The following is a 25,305-nucleotide window of genomic DNA, read 5'->3' as shown; positions in this document are numbered from 1 at the left end:
TGCTTCCAGGAAAAGCCTCTAAGCATCAGGTAACACGAAATCGTACCCCAAACCGACACAGGTGGTCAGGTAGAGAATACCAAGGCGCTTGAGAGAACTCGGGTGAAGGAACTAGGCAAAATGGTGCCGTAACTTCGGGAGAAGGCACGCTGATATGTAGGTGAAGCCCCTGCGGGTGGAGCTGAAATCAGTCGAAGATACCAGCTGGCTGCAACTGTTTATTAAAAACACAGCACTGTGCAAACACGAAAGTGGACGTATACGGTGTGACGCCTGCCCGGTGCCGGAAGGTTAATTGATGGGGTTAGCGGTAACGCGAAGCTCTTGATCGAAGCCCCGGTAAACGGCGGCCGTAACTATAACGGTCCTAAGGTAGCGAAATTCCTTGTCGGGTAAGTTCCGACCTGCACGAATGGCGTAATGATGGCCAGGCTGTCTCCACCCGAGACTCAGTGAAATTGAACTCGCTGTGAAGATGCAGTGTACCCGCGGCAAGACGGAAAGACCCCGTGAACCTTTACTATAGCTTGACACTGAACACTGGTCCTTGATGTGTAGGATAGGTGGGAGGCTTTGAAGCGTGGACGCCAGTCTGCGTGGAGCCAACCTTGAAATACCACCCTTTAATGGCTGGTGTTCTAACGTAGACCCGTGATCCGGGTTGCGGACAGTGTCTGGTGGGTAGTTTGACTGGGGCGGTCTCCTCCCAAAGAGTAACGGAGGAGCACGAAGGTTAGCTAATCCTGGTCGGACATCAGGAGGTTAGTGCAATGGCATAAGCTAGCTTGACTGCGAGAGTGACGGCTCGAGCAGGTGCGAAAGCAGGTCATAGTGATCCGGTGGTTCTGAATGGAAGGGCCATCGCTCAACGGATAAAAGGTACTCCGGGGATAACAGGCTGATACCGCCCAAGAGTTCATATCGACGGCGGTGTTTGGCACCTCGATGTCGGCTCATCACATCCTGGGGCTGAAGTAGGTCCCAAGGGTATGGCTGTTCGCCATTTAAAGTGGTACGCGAGCTGGGTTTAGAACGTCGTGAGACAGTTCGGTCCCTATCTGCCGTGGGCGCTGGAGAATTGAGGGGGGCTGCTCCTAGTACGAGAGGACCGGAGTGGACGCATCACTGGTGTTCGGGTTGTCATGCCAATGGCACTGCCCGGTAGCTAAATGCGGAAGAGATAAGTGCTGAAAGCATCTAAGCACGAAACTTGCCCCGAGATGAGTTCTCCCTGAGACTTTAAGTCTCCTGAAGGAACGTTGAAGACGACGACGTTGATAGGTCGGGTGTGTAAGCGCAGCGATGCGTTGAGCTAACCGATACTAATGAACCGTGAGGCTTAACCTTACAACGCCGAAGGTGTTTTGGCGAAGAGACAGACAATCAAATTTCAGCTTTGATACAGATTAAACAGAATTTGCCTGGCGGCTTTAGCGCGGTGGTCCCACCTGACCCCATGCCGAACTCAGAAGTGAAACGCCGTAGCGCCGATGGTAGTGTGGGGTCTCCCCATGTGAGAGTAGGGAACTGCCAGGCATCAAATTTAGTGTGCTGATATGGCTCAGTTGGTAGAGCGCACCCTTGGTAAGGGTGAGGTCCCCAGTTCGACTCTGGGTATCAGCACCACTTTATACTTAGGTTAAAGTTCGGCAAGAAGTAAAAGAATTTGTCTGGCGGCTTTAGCGCGGTGGTCCCACCTGACCCCATGCCGAACTCAGAAGTGAAACGCCGTAGCGCCGATGGTAGTGTGGGGTCTCCCCATGTGAGAGTAGGGAACTGCCAGACATCAAATAAGTGAAAAGGCCATCCGAAAGGATGGCCTTTTTGCGTTTATGTGCAGAAAAAACGGTAGGCCGGGTAAGGCAAAGCCTCCACCCGGCAAAGCAAATGACTAATGAATCACCTGCGACAGGAATGCACGCGTACGTTCCGACTTCGGATGCGCAAAGAATTCATCCGGTGGGGCCTGTTCAACGATCTCACCGCGGTCCATAAAGATCACCCGGTCTGCCACCGTTCTGGCAAAACCCATCTCATGCGTCACGCACAACATCGTCATCCCGGATTGCGCCAGCCCAATCATAGTATCCAGCACTTCTTTCACCATTTCCGGATCCAGCGCAGATGTCGGTTCGTCAAACAGCATAATTTTGGGTTTCATGCATAGCGAACGGGCGATAGCCACACGCTGCTGTTGTCCGCCTGAGATCTGGCCGGGAAACTTATTGGCGTGCTCTGCAATACGTACGCGTTCGAGGTAATGCATTGCCAACGCCTCCGCTTCCTGTTTCGGCATCTTTCGTACCCAAATCGGCGCAAGCGTACAGTTCTGCAGAACGGTCAGGTGGGGAAATAGATTAAAGTGCTGAAATACCATCCCCACTTCCTGGCGTACGCGTTCGATATTGCGAATATCTTCATTCAGCTCGATACCATCAACCATAATGCGTCCCTGCTGATGCTCTTCAAGATGGTTGATACAGCGAATGGTTGTCGATTTCCCTGAACCGGAAGGGCCGCAAAGAACGATTCGTTCGCCTTGCTTTACCTTGAGATTAATGTCTTTCAGGACATGAAACTGTCCATACCATTTATTCACGTTTTCCAGCGTAATCATCGCGTCGGCGGGTGTCATAGTAATTTGGCTCATAATTTCCTCAGTGCGGTGTACGCCCGGTGTTAAAGCGCTTTTCCAGGTGCTGGCTGTAGCGCGACATGCTAAAACAAAAGATCCAGTAGATCAGAGCAGCAAAGACATATCCCTCGGTGGACATGCCCAGCCAGGCAGGGTCAACGGTTGCCTGCTGCACGCTGCTAAAGAGATCGAACAATCCGATGATGATGACCAGGCTGGTATCTTTGAAGAGGGCAATGATCGTGTTGACCAGGCCCGGGATCACCAGCTTGAGTGCTTGTGGAAGGATGACCAACCCCTGCGTTTTCCAGTATCCGAGAGCAAGTGATTCCGCTGCTTCGTACTGGCCTTTAGGTAACGCCTGCAGGCCACCACGCACAACTTCAGCGACATAGGCAGACTGAAACAGAATCACCCCGACCAGGGCACGAATCAGTTTGTCGATCGTTGTACCTTCTGCCATAAACAGCGGCAGCATGACCGAAGACATAAACAATACGGTGATCAGTGGTACGCCACGCCAGAACTCAATAAAGATCACTGAGAGCACACGCACGACCGGCATTGTTGAACGACGCCCCAGAGCGAGTAAAATGCCCCACGGCAGAGCGCCAGCTATCCCCACAGAAGCGATAATCAACGTCAGCGTCAGACCGCCCCACTGGCGTGTTTCAACGCGTTCCAGCCCCAGGAAGCCGCCATACAACAACACCCAAACAATAATGGGATACGCTACAGCCCAGCCGGCAATATAGCGTCCGCGATGAGGTAGCTTTTTCCAGAACATTACGGCGATGGAAAGCAGACCGATAACCAGCGCCAGATTAATCCGCCAGCGCTGTTCATGAGGATACAATCCATACATGAACTGGCCAAAACGCTCGTGAATAAACACCCAGCATGCGCCTGCTTTCGTACAGTCGGCACGCGTGGAACCCACCCAGTTCGCCTGCAGGAATGCCCAGTTGAGTAGCGGCGGGATCAGTTCCCACATCAACCACAGGCAGACTATTGTCAGCAGGCTGTTGCTCCAGCTGAAGAACAGGTTCTTACGTGCCCAGATAATGAAACGTCCACCGGTTGTGCTGGCTGGACGCGAGGAGTGCGACAGTATCGCTTTCGACATCATAAATCCTTAGCGCTCGACCAGTGCAATACGGCGGTTATAAAGGTTCATCAGCAATGAAATCGCCAGACTGATGATCAGATAGACAGACATGGTGATGGCAATGGTTTCTATAGCTTGTCCGGTCTGGTTAAGCACGGTGCCGGCGAAGAGAGACACCATATCCGGGTAACCAATCGCGGCGGCCAGCGAGGAGTTTTTGACAATGTTGAGATACTGACTGGTCAGTGGCGGAATGATTACCCGCAGGGCCTGGGGAATAATGACCTGGCGCAGCGTCACGGTATTCGGTAAACCAAGTGAACGCGCCGCCTCGTGCTGTCCGTAAGGCACCGCCTGGATCCCGGAGCGAATGATTTCTGCAATAAATGCGGAGGTATAAATCGAGAGCGCCAGCGTGAGTGCTGCCAGTTCAGGAATTAACACCATCCCGCCCTGGAAATTGAACCCGCGCAGATGGGGGATATCCCAGTGCAAAGCCGCACCAAAAAGCCAGTGTGCGACTAACGGTAAGCCAACAATTAGCACAGCGCCAACGGGCCATGTTTTACGAAGCTGCCCTGTTTTAATCTGGTGCTTGCGGTTATAACGGAACAGCCCGACAGAAATGGCGATCGCAATAATAACTGCGACGATGAAGGCGTAAAGCCCTTCGGCGAACTGCGGAGAGGGAATGTATAGCCCACGATTACTCAGGAAAAACAGCTCAAACGCATCGACGGCCTGACGGGGGCCAGGAAGGTTACGCAGGACCGCGAAATACCAGAAAAAGATCTGCAGCAGCGGTGGGATGTTGCGGAACGTCTCAATATAAAAGGTTGAAAGCTTCCGCAGGAGCCAGTTTTCAGAAAGACGAGCCAGGCCAATAAAGAAACCCAATATCGAGGCGAAGACAATACAAAGCGCCGATACCAGCAGCGTATTCAGTAAACCGACCACAAACACGCGTCCGTACGTGTCACCTTCCTCATAATCAATAAGATGCTGAACAATACCAAACCCTGCACTGCGATCCAGGAACGCAAAACCGGAGGTAATACCGCGGTTATTCAGGTTGGTGATGGTGTTATGGATGAGATACACGGCGATGAGAACAACCGCAACAATAGCAATGATCTGGAATAGCCAGGCGCGGACCGCGGGATGAGAAAAGGATAGCGTTCCTTTTACGGCTGAGCGGCGATGGGACATAAAGAAACCTCAGTAACCATGACTCTGGACTGGGCACCGCCTGAGCAGTGCCCGTTACAGCTTTGACTTAACGTACTGGTGGCGCGTACTGAATGCCGCCGTTATTCCAGAGATTGTTCTGGCCGCGTTTGATCTTCAGCGGGCTTTCCGATCCCACGTTGCGCTCAAAGATCTCAGAATAGTTACCCACCTGCTTGATGATGTTGTAAGCCCACTTGTTATCCAGCTTCAGATCCTTGCCGAAATCACCCTCTTTACCGAGCAGGTGAGCCATATCCGGGTTGGATGGATTAGCGGCTTTCTCATCAACGTTTTTCGAGTTGATGCCCATCTCTTCCGCGTTCAGCATGGCAAACAGGGTCCAGCGAACAATGGAGAACCAGTCTTCATCACCACGACGAACAACAGGTCCGAGAGGTTCTTTGGAGATCACTTCTGGCAGCACAATCCATTCTGCCGGGTTGCTCAACTTAATACGTAAGGCATACAGCTGTGACTGGTCAGAGGCCAGCGTGTCGCAACGGCCGGATTCCAGTGCTTTGGCTGATTCATCCGAGCGATCAAACGTCACAGGGGTGTATTTCATCTTATTGGCTTTGAAATAATCCGCGACGTTCAGCTCCGTATCCGTACCCGCCTGGATACACACGGTGGCGCCATCCAGTTCTTTGGCACTTTTCAAGCCCGCTTTATTGTGGGTCAGGAATCCGATGCCGTCATAATAGGTCACGCCGGTAAATGACATCCCCATACCTGCATCACGAGAGGAGGTCCAGGTGGTATTACGCGAGAGCATGTCAACTTCACCAGATTGCAGCGCCGTAAAGCGTTCTTTCGCCGTCAGCGGGGTGTATTTTACTTTGCTGTCATCCCCAAAAACGGCAGCTGCGACGCCGCGGCAGACATCCACATCAATACCGGTAAATTTGCCGTTCGCATCGGCATATGAGAAGCCAGGCAGACCATCACTGATACCACATTGAACAAAACCTTTCTTTTTAACGGCATCCAGTGTCGTACCCGCATGGGCCTGGCCCGCTACGGCAAACAACATGCCTGCAGCGGTCAGGCTGGCTATCATCGTCTTTTTCATAATGCATCCTGTGTGGCGAAATTTATCGTTATAGAAGCGCTTTTTAAGCGCTAAACCTGTCTGTGGCTTTGGCCAACGTTTATAAAGCAAACGTAATGCCAGTTTTGCGTTCCACAAAATAAGTGATAACAGAACGCTTAATGCTGAGTGTAGACACGCTTAAATAAAACGAACGCCCCGAAACGGTGCGAAATTACAACCTGTGCCACAAATCGGAGCAAAAGTTTCAATGAGGATGAGATAAATCAAGAGATAGTTTCTGAAGTGAATATTGGCAGGGTATTCAATAAGATTAATGTGTGAAAATCATCACGATAAAATATGAAATAAACTTTTATATACTAAAAAGATGTGATAGCCAGTCGATGGGAATTAATTTCTTGAATAAAAACGGGGCTATTTTTTTACTTATTCGATAACAATGCACTTTTTAAACGCAAAAGCGCGGCCCGAGCCGCGCTTTCTTAATGGATGTTACTTCGTCAGGGCAACGATACCTAGCGTCAAACCCGCCACGGCAGCCGCTCCGCCGGCGATAGCACCCGCGGTTTCCCAGTTATCCTGGGTGGTGCCTTTCATACAGGTATTGGTATGAACCAGTCGACCCTGGTCATCGTAAACCGGTACACATGGAGAATCGTGCGCGCATCCAGCAAGTAGCGCAGCGAGAAGTGCAACGGAAATGAATCTTTTCATGATGTTACCTCAGTATTATTTCTCATTCGCTACAAAGCCAGGAGGGCTATTAACGAACTGGAGGCTATTTTACCACCGGGGTAACACCTCATTGCACGGGGAATAATCTCAAAGTATGTCGTTTGTAAAAATCGTGGAGAAAAGTCGGTTTCAGGATGAATTAATGGAGAAATTATGGAGACACAACAGGGCGTTTCTACTTAATGTAAATCGCCGCATTTTTAACACTGCAATTCAATAATGTCTAATTTATTGTTTATATTAAAAATAAAAAAGGCACCACAGGGTGCCTTTCATGGGGGCGTTACTCTTTATGGCGGGTAAACCGTCGCCGGACAACCACAAAGAAAACGGGAACGAAGAAAATCGCCAGCAGCGTCGCGGAAAGCATGCCTCCCATAACGCCCGTACCGACAGCATTTTGCGCACCACTCCCGGCTCCGGTACTGATTACCAGCGGCATGACGCCAAGGATAAAGGCCAGGGAGGTCATCAGGATCGGTCGAAGGCGCATCCTTGATGCTTCCAGGGTGGCTTCAATAATCCCTTTACCTTCTTTATCCATCAGGTCCTTAGCAAATTCGACAATCAGGATGGCGTTTTTCGCCGACAGGCCAATTGTCGTCAGCAGGCCGACCTGGAAATAGACGTCATTGTTCAATCCGCGCAGCGACGCGGTGAGCAGAGCACCGATAACACCCAGCGGCACAACCAGCATCACGGAGAATGGGATGGACCAGCTCTCATACAGGGCCGCCAGACACAGGAACACCACGATCAGTGAAATGGCATACAGTGCGGGCGCCTGGTTACCGGAAAGGCGTTCCTGATAAGACATGCCCGTCCAGTCATAGCCAATTCCTGCAGGCAGTTTTGCGGCCAGGCTTTCCATCAACACCATCGCTTCGCCGGTACTTTTACCCGGTGCGGATTCCCCGAGGATCTCCATTGAAGGCATCCCGTTGAAGCGTTCCAGGCGAGGTGAGCCATAAACCCAGTGAGAGTAGCTAAAGGCGGAGAAGGGAACCATCTCTCCGTTCGCGCTGCGCACGTAGAGGTTGTTAATGTCCCCCGGCAGCATGCGGAAACGGGCATCTGCCTGCACGTAAACTTTTTTCACGCGCCCGTGGTCGATAAAGTCGTTCACATAGGTGCCACCCAACGCCGTCGAGATAGTCTGGTTGACGTCGGAAAGGCTGACGCCCAATGCCTGCGCCTTTTCCTGATCGACATCCAGCTTGAACTGAGGCGTATCTTCCAGTCCGTTTGGACGCACGCGCACCAGCAGGTCTGGGTGCTCTTTTACCATCCCGAGCAGTTGATTACGTGCCTGCGTCAGCTGGGTATGTCCCAGGTTAGCCTGATCGATAAGTTCAAAGTCGAATCCCGTTGCGGTTCCAAGCTCAATAATCGCAGGCAGGTTGAACGGGAACACCAGGCCGTCTTTAATCTGACTGAACGCTTTTGTCGCGCGACCCACGATGGCTTCAACGCTATTTTTCTCGCCCGGGCGCTCCTCCCAGGGCTTCAGGCTGACAAAGGCAATACCGGAGTTCTGACCCTGTCCGCTAAAGCTAAAGCCGTTTACGGTGAAGACGGATTCAACGTTCGCCTTCTCTTTGCCCAGATAGTAGTCCTGAACCTGGTCGAGGACCGCCTGAGTACGCGTCTGGGTCGCCCCCGCCGGGAGTTGAACCATTGTCATAAAGACCCCCTGGTCCTCTTCGGGCAGGAAGGAGGTCGGTAAGCGCAGGAACAACACCGCCATGCCACCAACAATAATGACATACACCACCAGATAGCGACCGGTCTTACGCAAAATACCGCTCACGCTGTTGCTGTAGTGTTCCACACTCTTATCAAAGAGCGCATTGAACCAGCCAAAGAAGCCCCTTTTCTTCTCATGGTGGTCGCTGGAGACGGGCTTAAGCAACGTTGCGCAGAGTGCGGGGGTCAGGATCAGCGCGACCAGCACGGATAGCGCCATCGCGGAAACGATAGTTAACGAGAACTGGCGATAGATGGCCCCAGTCGAGCCACCAAAAAATGCCATCGGAACAAAGACCGCCGAGAGGACCATGGCGATCCCCACCAGCGCGCCCTGAATCTGCTCCATTGACTTCTGCGTGGCCTCTTTCGGCGGCAGTTTATCTTCCACCATCACGCGCTCAACGTTCTCGACGACCACGATGGCGTCATCAACCAGTAGCCCTATCGCCAGCACCATCCCAAACATCGTCAGGGTATTGATGGAGAAACCGAACGCAGCCAGCACGGCGAAGGTCCCCAGCAGAACAACCGGCACGGCGATCGTTGGGATCAGCGTTGCCCGCAGGTTTTGCAGGAACAGATACATGACCAGGAAGACCAGAATGATCGCCTCAAACAGGGTCTTCACCACTTCATGAATCGAGATTTTCACAAAAGGCGTGGTGTCGTAGGGGTAGACGACCTTCAGTCCCTGCGGGAAGAACTGTTGCAGTTGTGCCAGCTTGCTCTTGATGGCTGCCGCCGTATCCAGCGCGTTTGCACCAGTAGCGAGCTTAATCCCCAGACCGGTTGCCGCCTGCCCGTTGATTTTGGTCACCATATTGTAGTTTTCGCCACCCAACTCAATGCGAGCCACATCCTTCAGATGAACCATTGAGCCGTCCTGGTTCACTTTGAGCGTGACGCGACCAAACTCTTCCGGTGATTTCAGGCGAGTTTGCGCGATGATGGAGGCATTCAGCTGCTGTCCAGGGACTGATGGTGTTCCACCCAACTGGCCTGCCGCTATCTGGTCGTTCTGCGTTTTTAACTGATTGATAATATCCAGCGGCGTCAGTTGGTATTTGTTCATCGCGTTACTGTCGAGCCAGATGCGCATCGCATACTGGGCACCAAACAGCTGAACGTCGCCGACACCCGATGTTCGGCTGATGGCATCCTTGACGTTCGAAGCGACGTAGTCGGAGATATCATCCTGAGTAAGGCTTTTATTATCCGAAACAAAACCGGCGACCAAAAGGAAGCTGCTGCTGGACTTCTCAACGCCAATCCCTTGCTGCTGAACTTCTTGCGGCAGCAGCGGCATGGCCAGCTGCAGCTTGTTCTGCACCTGCACCTGGGCGATGTCCGGGTCTGTTCCCGACTCGAAGGTCAGGGTGATGGTGACATTACCCGCTGAATCGCTGGTGGAGGACATATACATCAGGTTATCGATACCGTTCATGTTCTGTTCGATAACCTGGGTCACGGTATCCTGTACCGTCTGGGCATCTGCGCCGGGGTAGGTTGCGGAAATCGCAACGGCTGGCGGGGCAATCGTTGGATACTGGGCAACGGGCAGTTTGAGAATAGCCAGCCCGCCTGCAATCATCAAAATGATGGCAAGTACCCAGGCGAAAACCGGCCGCTGTATAAAGAAATTAGCCATGTCGTCGTTCCTTAACTGGCGGGCGCTGTGGTGGTATCTGGGGTGGCGACGACGGTGGCACCTGGCCTGGCTTTTTGTAATCCGCTGACAATCACGCGGTCACCGTTTTTCAGCCCTTCCGTCACCAGCCAGCGATCACCAATGGCCTGAGGCGCAACGACGGTGCGTGGCTCAACCTGGTTTTTATCGTTAACCACCATGACGGTTGCATCACCTCGCGGCGTACGGGTCAGACCCTGCTGGGGAATCAGAATTGCATTCGGCTGTGTGCCTTCATCAATGCGGGCGCGAACGAACATCCCGGGTAACAGAAGGTGTTGAGGGTTAGGGAAAATGGCGCGCAAGGTAATCGAACCGGTGCTTTCATCCACCGTGACGTCTGAGAACTGCAAAGTACCTTTCAGCGGATAAGGCTGACCATTTTCCATCAGCAGTTCAACGCTGCTGGCCGTGTCGCCTTTTTGCAGGCTTGTCTGTTTCAGGCGCATAAATTCATTGCTGGACTGGGTGACGTCGACGTAAATCGGATCAAGCTGCTGGACTGTTGCCAGTGCAGAGGCCTGCCCGTTCGTGACGAGAGCACCTTCTGTCACGCTGGATTTGCCGATGCGCCCATCGACGGGAGACGTCACTTTGGTATAGGCAAGGTTAATACGTGCACTTTCGACGCCGGCTTTGGCGGCGATAACACTGGCATCGGCCTGTTGGGCTGTTGCCACGGCCTGGTCATACTCCTGCTTGCTGACATACTGGGTGCCTACCAGCGGGAGATAACGTTTTACTGTCAGATGCGCAATATTGGCCGCCGCCTGGGCCTTCGCCAGCTCACCTTTCGCGCTATCGTAAGCCGCCTGATAGGTCGCAGGATCAATCTGGTAAAGCGAATCTCCTGCTTTTACATCGCTACCTTCCGTGAAGTTACGACGCAGGATGATACCGCTAACCTGTGGACGAACCTCCGCCACGCGGAATGCATCCGTTCTGCCCGGGAGTTCAGTGGTGACCGCCAGCGGCGCGCTTTTCACGATATGCACGCTGACCTGAGGTGCCTGGGGATGTTGTTGTTGGTTTTCCTGGCCATCGCATCCAGAGAGCAGTACAGCGCAGACAATGAAACCGGATAAGGGCAAACGTCTGAAATGATTCGTCATTACTGTTCCTTTAAATACCCATTAACCGAGATTTGCCGTAGAACGGTCGTTGGGGCAGAGGGATAAAAAAATAAAATGTAGCTGCGTATAATAATGAGGATATTTAATGTTTTTTAATTTATAAGTGCGAATGACGAGGCGTGAAGGAAAAATCAGAATGGGGCCCGGAGAAGATATGAATATACTCCCCTCCAGGCTAACCAGAGAAAGAGGGTTTAATGCCTTAAAATATTCATATCATGAATTAAATATTGATTATGCATTTGTATTAATTATGAGTTAAGGGAATTGACTTTTTTTGTGCAAAATGAAAACGGGTTTTAGGGAATAATTCCAGCCATCTGAACCCGAGGTTACGTATAAACCCAGTGAGTAACGAGTAGCTGCCTATGGCGCGTAAAAAGAAAGAAGAGGCTCAACAGACCCGACAGCAGTTGATTGAGGCGGCTATCGGGCAGTTTGCGACGCGTGGCGTGGCCAGCACGACGCTGACGGATATCGCGGATGCCGCAAAGGTTACGCGCGGTGCCATCTACTGGCACTTTACCAGTAAAACAGAGATATTTAATGCGATCTGGGAACAGCAATTACCGCTGCGTGACATTATTTGCGACAGGCTTTCTCTTTCCGAAAATGATGACCCGTTGTTAATGCTTCGTGAGCAATTTATTACGGCGCTACAGTATATCGCGCATGAACCCCGGCAATGCGCGCTTTTACAAATTCTGTATCATAAATGTGAGTTTCATAGCGATATGATTTCAGAAGATGAAATCCGTAAACGCATTGGCTTTAATTATGATTCTTTACGTATTACGCTAGAAAAATGTATTTCTCAGAGAATCGTTGCGGCGCAGATGAATGTTGAACTGACCATGATTGTATTGCATGGCTTTTTTAGCGGAATCATTAAAAACTGGTTAATGAATACCGACAGTTTTAATCTCTATCAACAGGCACCCGCGCTGGTCGACAGTATTCTGGCGACACTCCCTGTCTTGCGCGTGTCGCCTCAGGATGACTACAGCTCAGCGCCAGGCAACATTTCACCTCGCGCACAAAGCGCCTCTATGGTCTGCGCGCTGGCTGGTTTGCCTAACAGATAACCCTGAAGGGTGTTACAACCCAGCTCTGTTAAAAAGGTTTGCTGGGCTTCGGTTTCCACACCTTCAGCCACGACTTTCAGGTTAAGTGTTTTTGCGAGAGCCACAATCGCCGAGACAATGGTGGCATCCTCGCTTTCCCCGCTTAACTCTTTTACAAATGCTCTGTCGATCTTCAGTTCACAGGCCGGTAAGCGCTTGAGATACAGCAGGCTTGAATACCCGGTTCCAAAGTCATCAATGGACGCTTTCACGCCTGCATTCGTCAATTCTGTCAGCACCCGTACGCTCTCATCCGGGTTGCTCATTGCCGTCGTTTCCGTAACTTCCAGGATCAGCATTTCCGGCGGTACCTGATGGCGCTCCAGGCAGTCGAGAACCGTTTTAACCAGTGATGGTTGTTCAAACTGCAATGTCGACAGGTTTACAGCCATTGACCAGTCTTGATGTCCCTGAAGATGCCATTCTCTCAGCTGGCGGCAGGCTTCATTGATCACCCAGTTACCAATAGGGATGATAAGCCCCGTCTTTTCCGCCAGTGGCAGGAAAAGATCCGGCGTCAGTAGTCCCTGCTTAGGATGTTGCCAGCGCAACAGTGCCTCAAACCCGAGGAGAGGTCCTGCGGGCGCGTGAAATTTTGGCTGATACAACAGGCGCAGCTCATTGCGTTCGATGGCCATCCACAGATCGTTCATTAACTGAAGATGGGTCTGCGCCAGGGTGTTCATGGAAGGCTGGAAAAAGTGATAACCGTTTCGGCCCATATGCTTGGTGTGGTACATCGCCGCGTCGGCGTTAAACATCAACTCGCGTTCGGTTTTGCCGTCGTGAGGATAAAAAGCGATACCAATGCTGAGGGTCACCATCAGTTCATAAGGGTCGAGGTTGAACGGGCTATCGATTGCGCGTACCAGCGAATTTGCCAGCGAGGCGGCATCGTCCGGGCCTTCGCCCTCAGCCAGCAGAACAAACTCATCACCGCCGATACGTGCAAGAGTGAACTGGCCCTTCAGAAGCAGTAGCAGACGCTGCGTAACGGCGACCAGCAGTTTGTCACCGACATCATGACCATAGGCGTCATTGATGGCTTTAAAGCCGTCGAGATCCATAAACATCAGCGCAAAATGGGTTCCTTCACGATCGGCTTTACTGATCGCCTGATCGAGTCGGTCTTCCAGCAGGATGCGGTTGGGCAGACGCGTTAGCGTATCCTGCAGCGCCAGTTGAGCAAGTTCCCGGTTCGCTTCTGCAAGCGATGAGGCCAGTAGGGCAGTACGTGCCTGAAGACGGGCATCCAGCATCGACACCAGCAGGGTGATCCCAAGAATAGAGAGCGCGACGACGCTGACCAGCATGGCGAGCCAGCTGCTGTTAATACCAACATGGTGCGTCATCGTCGACATTGGAAACTGCGCGGCTCTCATCCCGGCGTAGTGCATACCGGCAATGGCAATGCCCATTGTGATGGCGGCACCCAGACGCATCAGCACGACCTGAGCCGCTTCGTGACGCAGGCGGAAGGTCAGCCACAATGCAGCAAGCGAAGCGGCAAGGGCAATGACGACTGAAATGGCCACCCACAACGTGTCCCAGACGATACCGGGCCTCACTTCCAGCGCGGCCATACCGGTGTAATGCATGGCGATAATACCGCTTCCCATCACCAGCGCGCCGGGTAGCAGACGGCGCAAGCGCAGTTGTTCACAGCTGACGAGCCAGAGTGCAAACAGTGAAGAACCCACGGCAATGACCATGGATAAAATGGTCAGGCTGACGTTGTAACTCATGCTCATGGAGAGGTCCATCGCCAGCATGCCGATAAAGTGCATAGCCCACACGCCAATGCCCATCGCAATACCGCCGCCAGCCAACCAGACGCGGGCGGCGACGCCCTGACTTCCGGCGACGCGTGCCGCCATATTCAGTGCGGTATACGACGCGAGGATGGCCACAACGAAGGAAAGAACTACAAGGATAAGGTTGTATTGGCTAACCAGCATGGTCGGTTCTACTCGTGTCTGACGTTAAGCAGGAGAGGTTGAGAGGGGCGAGACATTATCACCGTAAGGTAACGGCTCAAAGGGTTTTAAATCCCCGTTTTTAGTGGGTAATTCGGGGGGCAGTGACGTCAGGGCGTTAATCGAGTTCTGAGCAGTTCACTAATTTGAGCGGGTTCACGGAGTTCATATTGCGGCACTTGTCGGTTTCAGTGCTCATCAGTTCAATCCACTGCATCAAAAGGGCATCGAAGAGGAAAACGGAGATTGCAAAGACAACCAGCCACCAGTATTTACGAATCATTGTGTCAGTCCGCGAGAAGAGAACCACTGAAGTGGTGGAAATATACACGAAAAGTTGCGGTTTAAAAGCGGGATACGCGAGGGTTTACAAAGTGTTGACGATAGCATTGGCAGGTAATAAAAAAGGCGCATCCCCATGCCGAGTAGCGCCTTTTTAAACAAGCATTTCGCTAATCGAAATTAGTTCATGCCGTACTGTCATATTAGCTGTTTTCATGCTTTTAGATGATTTTAATATTCATATAATAATCAATGCGTTGTATAAATTCATGCCTGTATATTGTTCCAGTGTTTTTCTTTGTTTATGCTATTATGCAAGCAATTCTGTATAAACATTTGTATAAACACTTTGGGCTGGGTGGTCTATGGCTGGCGAACTTAACAAACTGAGCGACAGGAAGTTAAAGGGATTACATGGTATCCCGGCCAGTAAGATTGAGTTCTATGCTGATGGTGCCGGGCTGAGCGCCAAGGTAACGAAAGCTGGTGGTATTAGCTGGGTGTTTACTTACCGACTTGACGGGCAGAAGCTGCATCGTCTGACTCTGGGACGATACCCGGATATGAGCCTCAAAGAAGCCCGTTCATCGCGTGATAAATGCCGCCAGTGGCTGGCCTCAGGTAAAGATCCAAAGCACCAGTTGGCGTTGACTACTCAGGAAACCCTTAAACCGGTCACTGTTAAGGAAGCTATAGAATACTGGATACGCGAATATGCAGAAGAGAACCGCGCGAATGTTGAACGGCACAAAGCGGAGCTGCGAAAACACATTTATCCTTATATAGGGAAAATGGCGCTCGCTGACTGTGAAACACGATACTGGCTTGACTGCTTTGACAGGATGAAAAAGAAAACTCCAGTCGCCGCAGGTTATGTGTTCCAGATGTGCAAACAAGCCCTGAAATTCTGCCGGGTTCGTCGCTATGCTGTGAGTACCGCGCTTGAAGATTTAACAATTCCAGATGTCGGTAAAAAACAGGCAAAAAAAGACCGGGTATTAAACGATAAAGAGGCTGGCGATTTATGGGCTGCCATTTCCTCTGGCACTTGCTTCATGCCTTACTACACCAGGCTACTGACAATCTTAATAGTGTTTGGGTGCCGAACGCAGGAGGCCAGGCTATCAGAGTGGAGTGAATGGGATATGGATGCCTGGGTCTGGACAGTTCCCAAAGAGCACAGCAAGGGTGGCGAGAAGATTGTAAGACCTGTGCCGGATGCCATGCGCAAATTCATTGAAATACTGCATGATGAAACGAAACGATCCGGCCTTTTGCTTGGATCGGTTAAAGGCAGTGAAGCGGTAAGTCAGTGGGGCCGCGGCGTTTATAAAAAGCTGGGGCATTCTGAACCATGGACACTGCACGATCTAAGACGAACTTTAGCAACGCATATGAATAATATGGGTATAGCACCACACGTTGTCGAACAGTTGCTGGGGCACTCAATGCCGGGAGTCATGGCGATTTATAACCGTAGTCTGTACTTGCCTGAGAAACTGGATGCGTTGAATAAATGGTATGACAGACTTGATATTTTATCAGGTGGATTCACTAACATTGTTTTGTTGAATAAGGCTGAATAATGACTAGTTTTCTAAAATTGGGTATTTTCGAGCGAGAAGCCAAAGCCCCGGAGCTAAATATTAAACAACTTGCACTACTTATGTGTGGGGTAGATCCGACAGTTAAAACTGCTGATATCCCTGAAGCGAAAGTTGAAGCTTACAATATATACTATCGACAACTGAGTAGATGGTTATCAGCATCTAAATTATTTCGAGGTGGAAACTCAACAGCCTATCCCGCAGACTATATGTTTGCTCTGGCATATCCTCTTATTGATGAAGATATTACACCACAACCCATAAAGGACAGATGCCTTGCGGCGGTGGCTATAATTGCTAATCAAAACAAAGGAAAAGAGCATCTTTATGCTATGGGAGGGGATGAGCTTTTACAGGTCGGAATTGCATTGAAAAGCAGCAAACGCGGCTTGCATCGTAAAGAAGATGAAAAGGAATATAATGATAAATTAATGGGGATGCTGGTCAAGCTTATAGCACATAAGATAGGCCATTCGTTTGGCACCTCTAAAAAACCAAGCATCTCGGCTATTTTAAACGAACTATATAAATTAGCTGATGAGGAAGGTATATCTAAAACTGGATTATCTAAATCAGCAATATATGAGAAAATTCGAAAGGCATTAAATTCGATTTATTATACGGAATGAATATTATTTTGCAGTGTTAGTAGGTATTATTTATATTTCATGTGAAAATACTAATTAATTATATTTGTTGGAGCTTTTGGCGATTCTATGATCGCCAAGGAGATTCAATTGTTATATTTGATGTGTATTACCGTTACATTCAACAGCATTCAACAGCATTCAACAGCATTCAACAGCATTCAACAGCATTCAACAGCATTCAACGACACGTAATGACACGTTATGACACGTAACGGCACCCGACAGCACCTAACAATACCTAGCTCCATCCACGGTCCCTACTAGGTCATTACTTGCTAACTTTTTCCATCTTTGTTCATGGTTATTCATCACTGTTCATCAGCGTTCATCATTGTTCATCTTTGTTATGAACAATCCAAGGTGAATCAAATCGTTAAAGAACGGTGATCTTCGGCGAGTTATTGAAATTCATGATTTTTTCTCTCGAGACAGCCGTTGAAATTACTGTGGAAACTGTTTTAAACAGGGGAGCGTTATCTTGATGGAATTTCTATCTTTCAATGGAATTGCGTGTTCTTTTAAAGGATTCCAGAATCAATGGAAATGCTGGTCGTTTATCCACTAATCTCTTCGCATAACATTGAAACAGTGGAGGCAGCATGCAAAATATAACCTTTACCCCGCCAAATCCTGAACAGCGCCGCACCCTTTTAGAAGAGTACGGCTTTAAGTTTGATCGCCGAATCCGTGAAGATGAATGCAGCGAGATCACCAGTCTTTCCCGTTCCAGCCGCTGGAAGATGGAGCAGCAGGGGCGCTTCCCTCCGCGCTGTCACTTTGGCCGCAATAGCTGTGCTTGGCTTCTTTCGGATGTGCTCTGGTGGGTTCGTAATCCGCCAGCAGTAGAGAACGTCAATAACCCATACAGCCGTAAATCTGCTTAATTAACCACAGGTAATCTGAGATGAAAAAGATTAATGCCCTCCACGGGCAGGGATTCGCTCACCCTGTAGCCAGCCAGCACGATATTTCAGCGAACCGTAAACAGGTTATTTCCGGTGACTGGTCGCCCATTAATCGCGGTGAATTTACGCTTGCCGATCTGGGGTTGCGCCACAACGGTAACGGGCTGGTGTGGCTGCGTTCCGGCGTGTCCGTGCATGAGGCAGACCATGATGTAGGGATAAGCGGCAAGGACAAGACCAAAAGAAGGGTTAATGGTCTTCCTTTTGAATTTGTCGGCCAGTGGCAGGAATACCCGACTAAACGCAGCTTTGCCGTTTCAGTATCTACGGAACTACGCCGCCAGTATTACCCGGACGATGCCACTTTTGGTAAGGCGATGCGTGAGGCGGGTTATATCCCCGTGCGCACCCGTAAATTGACCGGGAAGCTGGCAAGTTACTGGCTGTATAGAGTAACGGGTAACGATAAGGGGGTATGCACAGCAGAACCCACGCCCTGCAAGGCTTCCGCGCCAGTTGTCCAGACCATATCTAAGCCTCATCCGTGGTTTAAACGTGTGGCACTCGATGGTAAATGGCAGTACGTCTACGCAGATCACATCCGCTTTCTGACGAAAAAGCGTCATCGCGTCGATGGTGTTCGGGTTCAGGGGTATACCGCTGGCGGGCTGAAAGTGGAGGCTATTGTATGACAGGCAAAACAAAGGCGGCCATGCCGGGCCGCCAGTGCAATACCGCTTTACAGAAACATCGCCAGATTACCAGGCTTGCCGCTGGTGGTCAAACCTTGAGCCGACGAAATCCGTACGCACAAATTAACCGCGTACGTTTAACGTACGGAGATCGAGACAAAGGCGAACAGTATTCGGGTTCATGGCAAAACAACGTTAAACGTGGTTTAGAGGCTCCGACGAAAAACGTAGAGAGCTGCGAAGATAACCAACCCTCTTTAAGAGGGGAGCCTCTGCACAACTCATTAATAGTTGCGCAAAACAGACCCTTTTTAAGAGGGGCAGTTCACAGCATTACGGAAAGTAACCCTGTTCAGCTTTCAGATTCCGATCTGGCTTTCTTGCGCTGGCGGCGTTTGATCTCGCCTTTTACAGCCGTGACAATGAATTGCGCTTTTGTCTCTCCATCTTCGAGGTTGCTTTCTAAGTCCGCTACAACATCGTGTGGAAAGCGTGCATTAAGCTGCTGCGATTTGTTGTTGGTTGAACCCGTTGCCATTCCTGAATCTCCTTGTGCTAGGTGCGATTCAGTATACGCAAAAAAAATAATAGTAAAAGGCTTGAAGTGCGATTCACTTGCATGTAGTTTTAAAAACAAAGGTGCGATTCACCTTGTAAGCGCGAAGCCCGGCAGTGCGTCAACACTAACCGGGCCTCTAACCAAACCGTTAGTTGAGGTAACAGTTATGGCTGAATTACAGCATACCCAAACTCGCCCCAAATATCAGTATCGTTTTCTCGCACTGAGCGCCATCGGGCGCAACGTCATTCACATCACCGCTACCACTGAGCGCGAAGCCCGTGAGCAATCACCGGCTGGCTGCGTGATGGTATTCGCTGGCCGTCTGCCTGTGGAGGTGCGCCATGCGTGATCCAATCTGTCTGGAGCAGGCCGAATATAAATCAGCGCTGGCTTCATCACTTTACGAAACCATCCTGGAAAAAGCCTCTGGTGAATGTTCAGAAACGCTGCTGAATCTGATTTCTATTGCCTGTGATTTTAATCAGGAAATCCACCGGGAATTAGTCGCCGAGCTGCACATGGGAGAGACAAAATGAGACAGGTTCCTTTTGAAGTCCTGATGCACGCCGAAGACGCACTGGCATACAGCAATCAGGCTCTGGCTATGCTGGAAATCTGGATGGACTCCCTCGGCGAAGGTGATGAACACGAATCTAACTGTGTGGCCGCCATTTTCAGCTTGGTTCATGAGTCAAAAGATCGTCTGCAGAAAGCGCAGGAGGCTTACAGTGAAAAACGCGCCTAATGTGAAAACCCTCCCGCGCGACAAAATGGAGGAGGCCATCATCTTTGCTGGAACGGGAGCATGGAAAGCCGCTCAGGATTACCAGAAAGGGAAGGGCGAGCATGGAGACGATGTTCCGCCTGTGGTTCTGGATCACACCCAACTGGCGGAATTGCCCCACCTGCGCATTGTTGATAAAGGCCGTCGGTTTGCCCGTGTCTGTCAGGCCGGACTTATCGAGCAAAACCAAATCAGCATGATTGCAAATAAGCTGTGTGAGGCTGGCGTTACCAATGCTGAGTTTATCAACGAAAAAGGTGAGAAAGAGGACTGGACGCCATTAATGAAACGCCTGGAAGACGAGCCACTAATGGTGACTACGAGGGGTAGTGCTACGCCAGCGCTTAACCAGATGGGAGCCAGCCAGCGCGGGGAGGTTCTGCTTGCTCATTACGATGGCAATCTGGCGATCCGTGCTGATTCCGACACGGTTCATCATTACAACGGCGTGGTGTGGGTTCCGCTTTCGGATAAAGAGCTACAGCGGGAAATGGCGCAAATTTTTATTGATGCCGAAGTAGCCTATTCGCAGAACGCGATTAAATCCGCTGTCGATACAATGAAGCTGGGTCTGCCAGTGATGGGTAATACAGCCCGAAATCTTATTGGTTTCAGCAACGGGGTTTTTGATACCCGGTTAGGCCAATTTCGACCGCATGATAAAAAGGACTGGCTTATCGTTGCGAGCGAATTGCCATTCAGCGAACCAGCAGAAGGAGAGACTCTGGCAACCCATGCGCCGAACTTCTGGAAATGGCTCCGCCGCTCTGTGGCGGATAATGACCGAAAAGCAGACCGCGTACTGTCTGCGCTGTTTATGGTGCTGGCGAACCGGTACGACTGGCAGCTGTTTCTTGAGGTAACGGGGCCGGGCGGAAGTGGTAAAAGTGTTATGGCGGAGATCTGCACGATGCTGGCGGGCAAGGCCAACACCGTATCGGCGAGCATGGCGGCGCTGGAGAACCCAAGGGAAAGGGCACTGGTAGTGGGATATTCGCTGATTATCATGCCGGATATGACCCGGTACGCTGGCGACGGAGCAGGGATTAAAGCTATCACTGGCGGGGATAAGGTGGCTATCGACCCAAAACACAAAGCACCATATTCAACCCGTATTCCTGCTGTGGTGCTTGCCGTCAATAACAATGCCATGTCGTTCAGCGACAGAAGCGGGGGGATTTCCAGACGGCGGGTGATTTTCAACTTCTCCGAAGTGGTACCGGAAAACGAACGCGATCCTATGCTGGCCGAGAAGATTGAAGGTGAGCTGGCTGTAATCATTCGCCACCTGCTCACTCGCTTTTCCAGGCAGGACGAAGCCAAACAGCTTTTGCATGAGCAGCAGAAATCAGAAGAAGCGCTGGCCATCAAACGTGAAGGGGATTCACTGGTGGACTTTTGCGGCTACCTGATGGCTTCGGTGGTTTGTGATGGAATGCTGATTGGCAATGCCGAGATCGTGCCATTCAGCCCGCGCCGTTATCTGTATCACGCTTATCTGGCTTACATGCGGGCCAATGGTCTGAGCAAGCCGGTGTCGCTGATGAGGTTCGGTACGGATATGCCAGGCGCAATGGCTGAATACGGTAAGGAGTATCAGAAGCGCAAAACAAAACATGGCATAAGGTCAAACGTCACGCTTCACGACGACTCAGAAGACTGGATGCCTATGTGGAATGATACATCTCATAACAGCGGAGAAAATCAAAAGTAATGGGAAAAGTGTTCACCACTGTTCACCATGTGCAAAAATCATTAAATAACAATATGTTAATGGGTGAACACTTTTTTATGAAGTGTTCACCAAGTATTCACCTGTTCACCTTTAAAGATCTTTTCTTTTAAAAGGTGAAGGGTTAGGGTGAACACTAGTGAATGCTTAAAATAATAGTCTTCACCCTGTAACCGAATGAATTTAAATAGAAAAAATGCAAAGGTGAACAGGTGAACACTTAAACGCATATTTTTAAATTTTAAAGGAGGGGCTACATGCCAATCACTAATGAGGAACGCAGGGAACACCTGGAAAAGTTTGGTTTAACCAGTCTTGATACAATGCACACTGCCGATTACCGTAAAGCCCTTGAAGAGGAAGCGTTCTTTTGGGATGACCCACACGGTTTTGTGATGCACACTCTTTCCGGAGAACGACTCGTTACGAATACAGAACAGCTGGATGCCTTGCTGGAGCATCTAGAAGGATACCGGGCTCTATTGCCTGCCCCTCCAGAATGGATGAGTGAGAAATAGCAGCCTTAAGCATATGCAGTGTTGTTCTGTGCTTTGATGATTGATTTATGTTGTTCTTGAGTTATCTTAAGGGCTGGGATTTACAATTTAAATTCATGTTGAATTATTAGCATTCTATTGAAAGAAATTAAGGATCTTAGATGACTACACAAGAACCTACAACATACAAAAGAAGAACTGTTCATTATAAAAGGGCGGTGATTGGTGGTTCAAAGCAATATCTGCAATCTATTTTAGAGGAAGCCTTGGGTGAAGGCGGTGCTTATGAATTAGCATCTAGCAGAAAAGAGCAAATAGACCCTAATGATCCGTCTGCTGGATTTCACCTCATTAATAAAAGCCAGCATTACGAAAGTATTTTCTTCGGGCAGTTTTTACTCTTCGAACCTGGTAAAACCCAAGCAACTATAACGATGGAAGATAATGCCCAAGCTTATAAAATAGATCCTATAACAACCGCATCGCTTAAGAAGCGTAAAGGCGATAAAGGGACGGAAAAAGAGTTTGTAGAATCTATTCTTTATTTTGGGGTTTATAAGAATCATGTCTTAATTGTCCAGTCTGCCGCATTGAGAACAAAAGAGTTTGAGCAGCATGTAAATAACCTGTTTGCCAATAATACATTATCTACAACAGGCGTTACTTCCATAATTTTTAAGGACAAGCCTGCAAACTCTATAGTGAAAAAATTAGAGGAATCCCCGGTTAAGAGTGTGGTGTTAGGGCGTTCTCCTATAGAAAGTGAACAATTACAACTCAATCCCAAAAGAGATAAAGAAGCGGCAAAAAGAGAAATTCAGCGTCTCGAATCTAAAACAGTACAATTTAAGCCTGCTGGAATAGGAACTAAAATTCTTGATACAGTTCTGGGCGATGGTTGGGCTAGTAAATTAGATCTCGACGATTCACTGGATGAAGCGAATCTTAATGTTAAACTTGAGATAAGCTATAATCGAACTACCACAGGCAGCGGTCAGTTCGTACTGGATACTATCGCCAGCTCCTTGCGAGATCTTGATAATGATAGCGTTAGGGTAGAGCTTAAAAATGGTGGAATTATAACGGGTAAAGAACTGAAACTTTCTGATTCTCTAAATGTCCAAGTTCATGAAGGTTTGTTGTCAGAAGATGACTTATATCTTAAAATGTTTAAATGGTTGTCTGCAAACATACTTAATGGAGAAATAGACAATAGGGGGTAATATGAAGGTGTTAAGTACATTTATATTCACTATCCTGTCTTTTTTGATAGGAGCATTGTGTCTATTCGGCCTTATCCATCATTTCGGTGTGGATAAGTTGACTGCGCCTTCCCCAATCATTGCGGTTTTAGTCCTTCCTTTAGCTTACTGCTTGCAAGCGATTTATAAATTAAGCGATTTGAAAGAAAGCCAGCAATTAAATGGCGATGAAGCTAGGCGGCTTTTTTATATAGTTGATTTGAAACGTGGTAGGTTATTTACTTGTATAGTCTTTTATTTTCTTTCGGCTATCTTTGTTGGCATATCTATGATGATTGGCGACGGTGGGCAATTATTTAAAAAAATAACTCTAATAATATCAGGTGGGCTGCTTGGGGTTACAGTTTTTACAATCTTTATCATTTATTCATTGATGAACGAAGTTACAAATTTCAAAGCTAAATTGGTTCGTCGTGAACAGGATGAGAAACACCGCAAAATGTAACTTACAAAAGATTTGTAAATTATTTGTACTCATGTTTACCCGTGATTACCCCTGTCTCTGACGGGGGTTTTCTTTAAATTTTTCATGTATATCTTGAGAAGTGGCACTCAGACGTGAGCCGCCACTGGCTGTTAAATCAAGCTGTAGCGAGTACAGCCTGCGAGAGGCAGAAAAAGATTTAACGGCCTCCCCTCCAAGCGCTGGTTTCACGTCTTAACATTAATTGTTACGGAAACCACTCCATGAAGAAATTACTCGAATTACGCCAGCAAAAAGCCGCACTCAAAACTCAGATGCGTTCCATGCTGGACAAAGCCGACACCGAAAAGCGCAACCTGAACGAAGAAGAGGGCAAAAAGTTCGATGAACTCCGCGCCCAGGCTGATGCCCTCGAAGTTGAAATCACCCGTCTTGAAGCCGTCGCCGACGATCAGCGCAATCTGCCTGGTACTTCCGTTGAAGGTGAGCCAGTAAGCAACGACGAGCTGCGCCACTACATCATGACAGGTGATACCCGTTCTCTCTCCACACTGGTGCAGGCTGACGGCGGTTATACCGTTATCCCTGAGTTGGACAAAGAGATTATGCGCCAGTTGCAGGATGATAGCGTGATGCGCTCCATCGCAACGGTGAAGACCACTAAAACCAACGAATACCAGAAGCTGGTATCTGTGGGCGGTACTACCGTTAAGCGTGGTACCGAAGGCGAAGCGCGTACCGAAACCAGCACGCCGAAGATGGAGCGCGTTGATATCAAACTCAACCCGATCTACGCCTACCCGAAAACCACTCAGGAAATTCTCGACTTCTCTGAAGTGGATATTCTGGGCTGGTTGTCTTCTGAAATCGCCGATACCTTCACCGCTACCGAAGAAAGCGACTTTGTGAACGGCGACGGTGATAAAAAATCCAAAGGGTTCCTGTCTTACCCTCGCGCGGCCACTGCGGATAAAACCCGCCCGTTCGGTACGCTGGAGAAGATGGAAGCTGCTGACGTTTCCTCTGATGGCCTGATCGACCTGCTGTATAAGCTGAAAGCCAAATACCGCAAAAATGCCGTATGGGTAATGAACTCCAACACCGCCGCCAAACTGCAAAAGCTGAAAAACGACAACGGGGATTATATCTGGCGCGATCGTCTGGTTGCGGGTTCTCCCGATACGCTGCTGGGCCGTCCGGTTCAGTATCTCGAAACCATGCCAGATGCGGAAGCAGGTGAAGCGTTCCTTGCTGTGGGCGACTTCAAACGCGGCTATTTCATCGTGGATCACACCACTGGTGTGCGTACCCGTCCTGACAACATCACCGAACCGGGTTTCTACAAGGTGCATACCGATAAATACCTGGGCGGTGGTGTGGTGGACTCCAACGCCATCAAGGTGCTTGAGCTTTCAGGCTCCGGTTCCTGATTTGACGTTTAAGGGGCTGCGGCCCCTTTTTGCCCTCTGTGGAGTCC

General features: G+C 49.7%; 23 protein-coding genes, 1 tRNA gene and 3 rRNA genes (1 of these 27 only partly in view). 17 read left to right on the top strand and 10 right to left on the bottom strand.

Translation table 11 applies throughout. From position 1 onward, the window contains the following. From ACOTYN_RS08575 to rrf (ACOTYN_RS08560), 4 genes are all read left to right on the top strand, one after another. Positions 1 to 1,347, top strand: a 23S ribosomal RNA gene (locus tag ACOTYN_RS08575); its annotated part reaches 532 nt to the left of the window's first position; the annotation flags it as partial. Between the two features lie 73 nt (positions 1,348 to 1,420). After that, a 5S ribosomal RNA gene (rrf, locus tag ACOTYN_RS08570) occupies positions 1,421 to 1,536 on the top strand. Positions 1,537 to 1,550: 14 nt separating this feature from the next. Beyond that, positions 1,551 to 1,626, top strand: a tRNA-Thr gene (locus ACOTYN_RS08565). Between the two features lie 43 nt (positions 1,627 to 1,669). Next, a 5S ribosomal RNA gene (gene rrf / locus ACOTYN_RS08560) occupies positions 1,670 to 1,785 on the top strand. A 106-nt stretch (positions 1,786 to 1,891) separates the two neighbouring features. Here the strand turns inward: rrf (ACOTYN_RS08560) and ACOTYN_RS08555 are convergent. The 7 genes from ACOTYN_RS08555 to ACOTYN_RS08525 all read right to left on the bottom strand — a co-directional run bounded on the left by ACOTYN_RS08555 (position 1,892) and on the right by ACOTYN_RS08525 (position 11,310). Further along, positions 1,892 to 2,650 (bottom strand): amino acid ABC transporter ATP-binding protein, encoded by a 759-nt coding sequence (locus ACOTYN_RS08555; RefSeq protein ID WP_071922844.1) that lies wholly within the window; start codon positions 2,648 to 2,650, stop codon positions 1,892 to 1,894. A gap of 7 nt (positions 2,651 to 2,657) precedes the next feature. Then, positions 2,658 to 3,761: an amino acid ABC transporter permease gene (locus tag ACOTYN_RS08550; protein ID WP_071922845.1), complete on the bottom strand. Its 1,104-nt coding sequence runs from the start codon at positions 3,759 to 3,761 to the stop codon at positions 2,658 to 2,660. A 9-nt stretch (positions 3,762 to 3,770) separates the two neighbouring features. Continuing rightward, complete coding sequence (locus tag ACOTYN_RS08545) at positions 3,771 to 4,952, bottom strand: amino acid ABC transporter permease (protein WP_047344605.1); 1,182 nt, start codon at positions 4,950 to 4,952, stop codon at positions 3,771 to 3,773. A 67-nt stretch (positions 4,953 to 5,019) separates the two neighbouring features. Then, positions 5,020 to 6,045, bottom strand: a complete 1,026-nt coding sequence (locus ACOTYN_RS08540) for an amino acid ABC transporter substrate-binding protein (protein WP_014885451.1) — start codon at positions 6,043 to 6,045, stop codon at positions 5,020 to 5,022. A 474-nt stretch (positions 6,046 to 6,519) separates the two neighbouring features. Next, entirely contained in the window at positions 6,520 to 6,741 is a 222-nt protein-coding gene (locus ACOTYN_RS08535) for a lipoprotein (protein WP_008502867.1), read from the bottom strand. Positions 6,742 to 7,045: 304 nt separating this feature from the next. Beyond that, on the bottom strand, positions 7,046 to 10,159 hold the full coding sequence (locus ACOTYN_RS08530; RefSeq protein ID WP_071922846.1) for an efflux RND transporter permease subunit: 3,114 nt from the start codon (positions 10,157 to 10,159) through the stop codon (positions 7,046 to 7,048). An 11-nt stretch (positions 10,160 to 10,170) separates the two neighbouring features. Then, positions 10,171 to 11,310, bottom strand: coding sequence for an efflux RND transporter periplasmic adaptor subunit (locus ACOTYN_RS08525; RefSeq protein WP_014885449.1), 1,140 nt, complete (start codon positions 11,308 to 11,310; stop codon positions 10,171 to 10,173). Positions 11,311 to 11,699: 389 nt separating this feature from the next. Between ACOTYN_RS08525 and envR the strand changes: the two genes are divergently transcribed. After that, positions 11,700 to 12,416 carry an acrEF/envCD operon transcriptional regulator gene (gene envR / locus ACOTYN_RS08520; protein WP_014885448.1) on the top strand — a complete coding sequence of 239 codons (717 nt, stop codon included), beginning with the start codon at positions 11,700 to 11,702 and terminating at the stop codon, positions 12,414 to 12,416. Here the strand turns inward: envR and ACOTYN_RS08515 are convergent. Both ACOTYN_RS08515 and ACOTYN_RS08510 read right to left on the bottom strand, forming a co-directional pair. After that, a complete protein-coding gene (locus ACOTYN_RS08515) occupies positions 12,332 to 14,413 on the bottom strand; it encodes a putative bifunctional diguanylate cyclase/phosphodiesterase (RefSeq protein WP_045268630.1) in 2,082 nt (693 codons plus the stop codon). The genes envR and ACOTYN_RS08515 overlap by 85 nt on opposite strands. Positions 14,414 to 14,549: 136 nt before the next feature. After that, entirely contained in the window at positions 14,550 to 14,714 is a 165-nt protein-coding gene (locus tag ACOTYN_RS08510; RefSeq protein ID WP_014885446.1) for a DUF2556 family protein, read from the bottom strand. A gap of 364 nt (positions 14,715 to 15,078) precedes the next feature. Here ACOTYN_RS08510 and ACOTYN_RS08505 point away from each other — a divergent pair, with 364 nt between their 5' ends. The 4 genes from ACOTYN_RS08505 (at position 15,079) to ACOTYN_RS08490 (ending at position 18,567) form a co-directional block, all read left to right on the top strand. Then, positions 15,079 to 16,299: a tyrosine-type recombinase/integrase gene (locus ACOTYN_RS08505; protein WP_023326200.1), complete on the top strand. Its 1,221-nt coding sequence runs from the start codon at positions 15,079 to 15,081 to the stop codon at positions 16,297 to 16,299. Then, a complete protein-coding gene (locus tag ACOTYN_RS08500; RefSeq protein ID WP_019077825.1) occupies positions 16,299 to 16,949 on the top strand; it encodes a hypothetical protein in 651 nt (216 codons plus the stop codon). Before ACOTYN_RS08505 ends, ACOTYN_RS08500 begins: the two co-directional genes overlap by 1 nt. A gap of 620 nt (positions 16,950 to 17,569) precedes the next feature. Beyond that, complete coding sequence (locus ACOTYN_RS08495) at positions 17,570 to 17,854, top strand: helix-turn-helix transcriptional regulator (protein WP_019077824.1); 285 nt, start codon at positions 17,570 to 17,572, stop codon at positions 17,852 to 17,854. A gap of 20 nt (positions 17,855 to 17,874) precedes the next feature. Beyond that, positions 17,875 to 18,567, top strand: coding sequence for a hypothetical protein (locus ACOTYN_RS08490; protein WP_226434701.1), 693 nt, complete (start codon positions 17,875 to 17,877; stop codon positions 18,565 to 18,567). 352 nt (positions 18,568 to 18,919) lie between these two features. Here ACOTYN_RS08490 and ACOTYN_RS08485 read toward each other — a convergent pair whose 3' ends face one another. After that, positions 18,920 to 19,105 carry a YlcI/YnfO family protein gene (locus tag ACOTYN_RS08485; protein WP_048982935.1) on the bottom strand — a complete coding sequence of 62 codons (186 nt, stop codon included), beginning with the start codon at positions 19,103 to 19,105 and terminating at the stop codon, positions 18,920 to 18,922. 187 nt (positions 19,106 to 19,292) lie between these two features. Here ACOTYN_RS08485 and ACOTYN_RS08480 point away from each other — a divergent pair, with 187 nt between their 5' ends. The 8 genes from ACOTYN_RS08480 to ACOTYN_RS08445 all read left to right on the top strand — a co-directional run bounded on the left by ACOTYN_RS08480 (position 19,293) and on the right by ACOTYN_RS08445 (position 25,258). Next, on the top strand, positions 19,293 to 19,478 hold the full coding sequence (locus ACOTYN_RS08480) for a host cell division inhibitor Icd-like protein (protein ID WP_057951293.1): 186 nt from the start codon (positions 19,293 to 19,295) through the stop codon (positions 19,476 to 19,478). After that, a complete protein-coding gene (locus ACOTYN_RS08475; RefSeq protein WP_332959453.1) occupies positions 19,471 to 19,665 on the top strand; it encodes a hypothetical protein in 195 nt (64 codons plus the stop codon). The genes ACOTYN_RS08480 and ACOTYN_RS08475 overlap by 8 nt, the downstream gene beginning before the upstream one ends. Further along, positions 19,662 to 19,874, top strand: a complete 213-nt coding sequence (locus tag ACOTYN_RS08470; RefSeq protein WP_032672064.1) for a hypothetical protein — start codon at positions 19,662 to 19,664, stop codon at positions 19,872 to 19,874. The genes ACOTYN_RS08475 and ACOTYN_RS08470 overlap by 4 nt, the downstream gene beginning before the upstream one ends. Continuing rightward, entirely contained in the window at positions 19,858 to 21,627 is a 1,770-nt protein-coding gene (locus ACOTYN_RS08465; protein ID WP_332959455.1) for a DNA primase family protein, read from the top strand. The genes ACOTYN_RS08470 and ACOTYN_RS08465 overlap by 17 nt, the downstream gene beginning before the upstream one ends. 275 nt (positions 21,628 to 21,902) lie before the next feature. Further along, complete coding sequence (locus tag ACOTYN_RS08460) at positions 21,903 to 22,163, top strand: hypothetical protein (RefSeq protein ID WP_032672062.1); 261 nt, start codon at positions 21,903 to 21,905, stop codon at positions 22,161 to 22,163. 140 nt (positions 22,164 to 22,303) lie between these two features. After that, complete coding sequence (locus ACOTYN_RS08455; RefSeq protein ID WP_032672061.1) at positions 22,304 to 23,365, top strand: hypothetical protein; 1,062 nt, start codon at positions 22,304 to 22,306, stop codon at positions 23,363 to 23,365. 1 nt (position 23,366) lies between these two features. Further along, positions 23,367 to 23,849, top strand: a complete 483-nt coding sequence (locus tag ACOTYN_RS08450; protein ID WP_032660547.1) for a hypothetical protein — start codon at positions 23,367 to 23,369, stop codon at positions 23,847 to 23,849. 242 nt (positions 23,850 to 24,091) lie between these two features. Next, positions 24,092 to 25,258 (top strand): phage major capsid protein, encoded by a 1,167-nt coding sequence (locus tag ACOTYN_RS08445; RefSeq protein WP_032672060.1) that lies wholly within the window; start codon positions 24,092 to 24,094, stop codon positions 25,256 to 25,258. Positions 25,259 to 25,305 lie beyond the last annotated feature (47 nt).

It is taken from the genome of Enterobacter cloacae complex sp. IR5458 (genome assembly GCF_049238025.1).
GTDB lineage: Bacteria > Pseudomonadota > Gammaproteobacteria > Enterobacterales > Enterobacteriaceae > Enterobacter > Enterobacter kobei.
The sequence above is the reverse complement of the archived record's forward strand: the minus strand, read 5'-3'. Positions and strand labels throughout refer to the sequence as shown.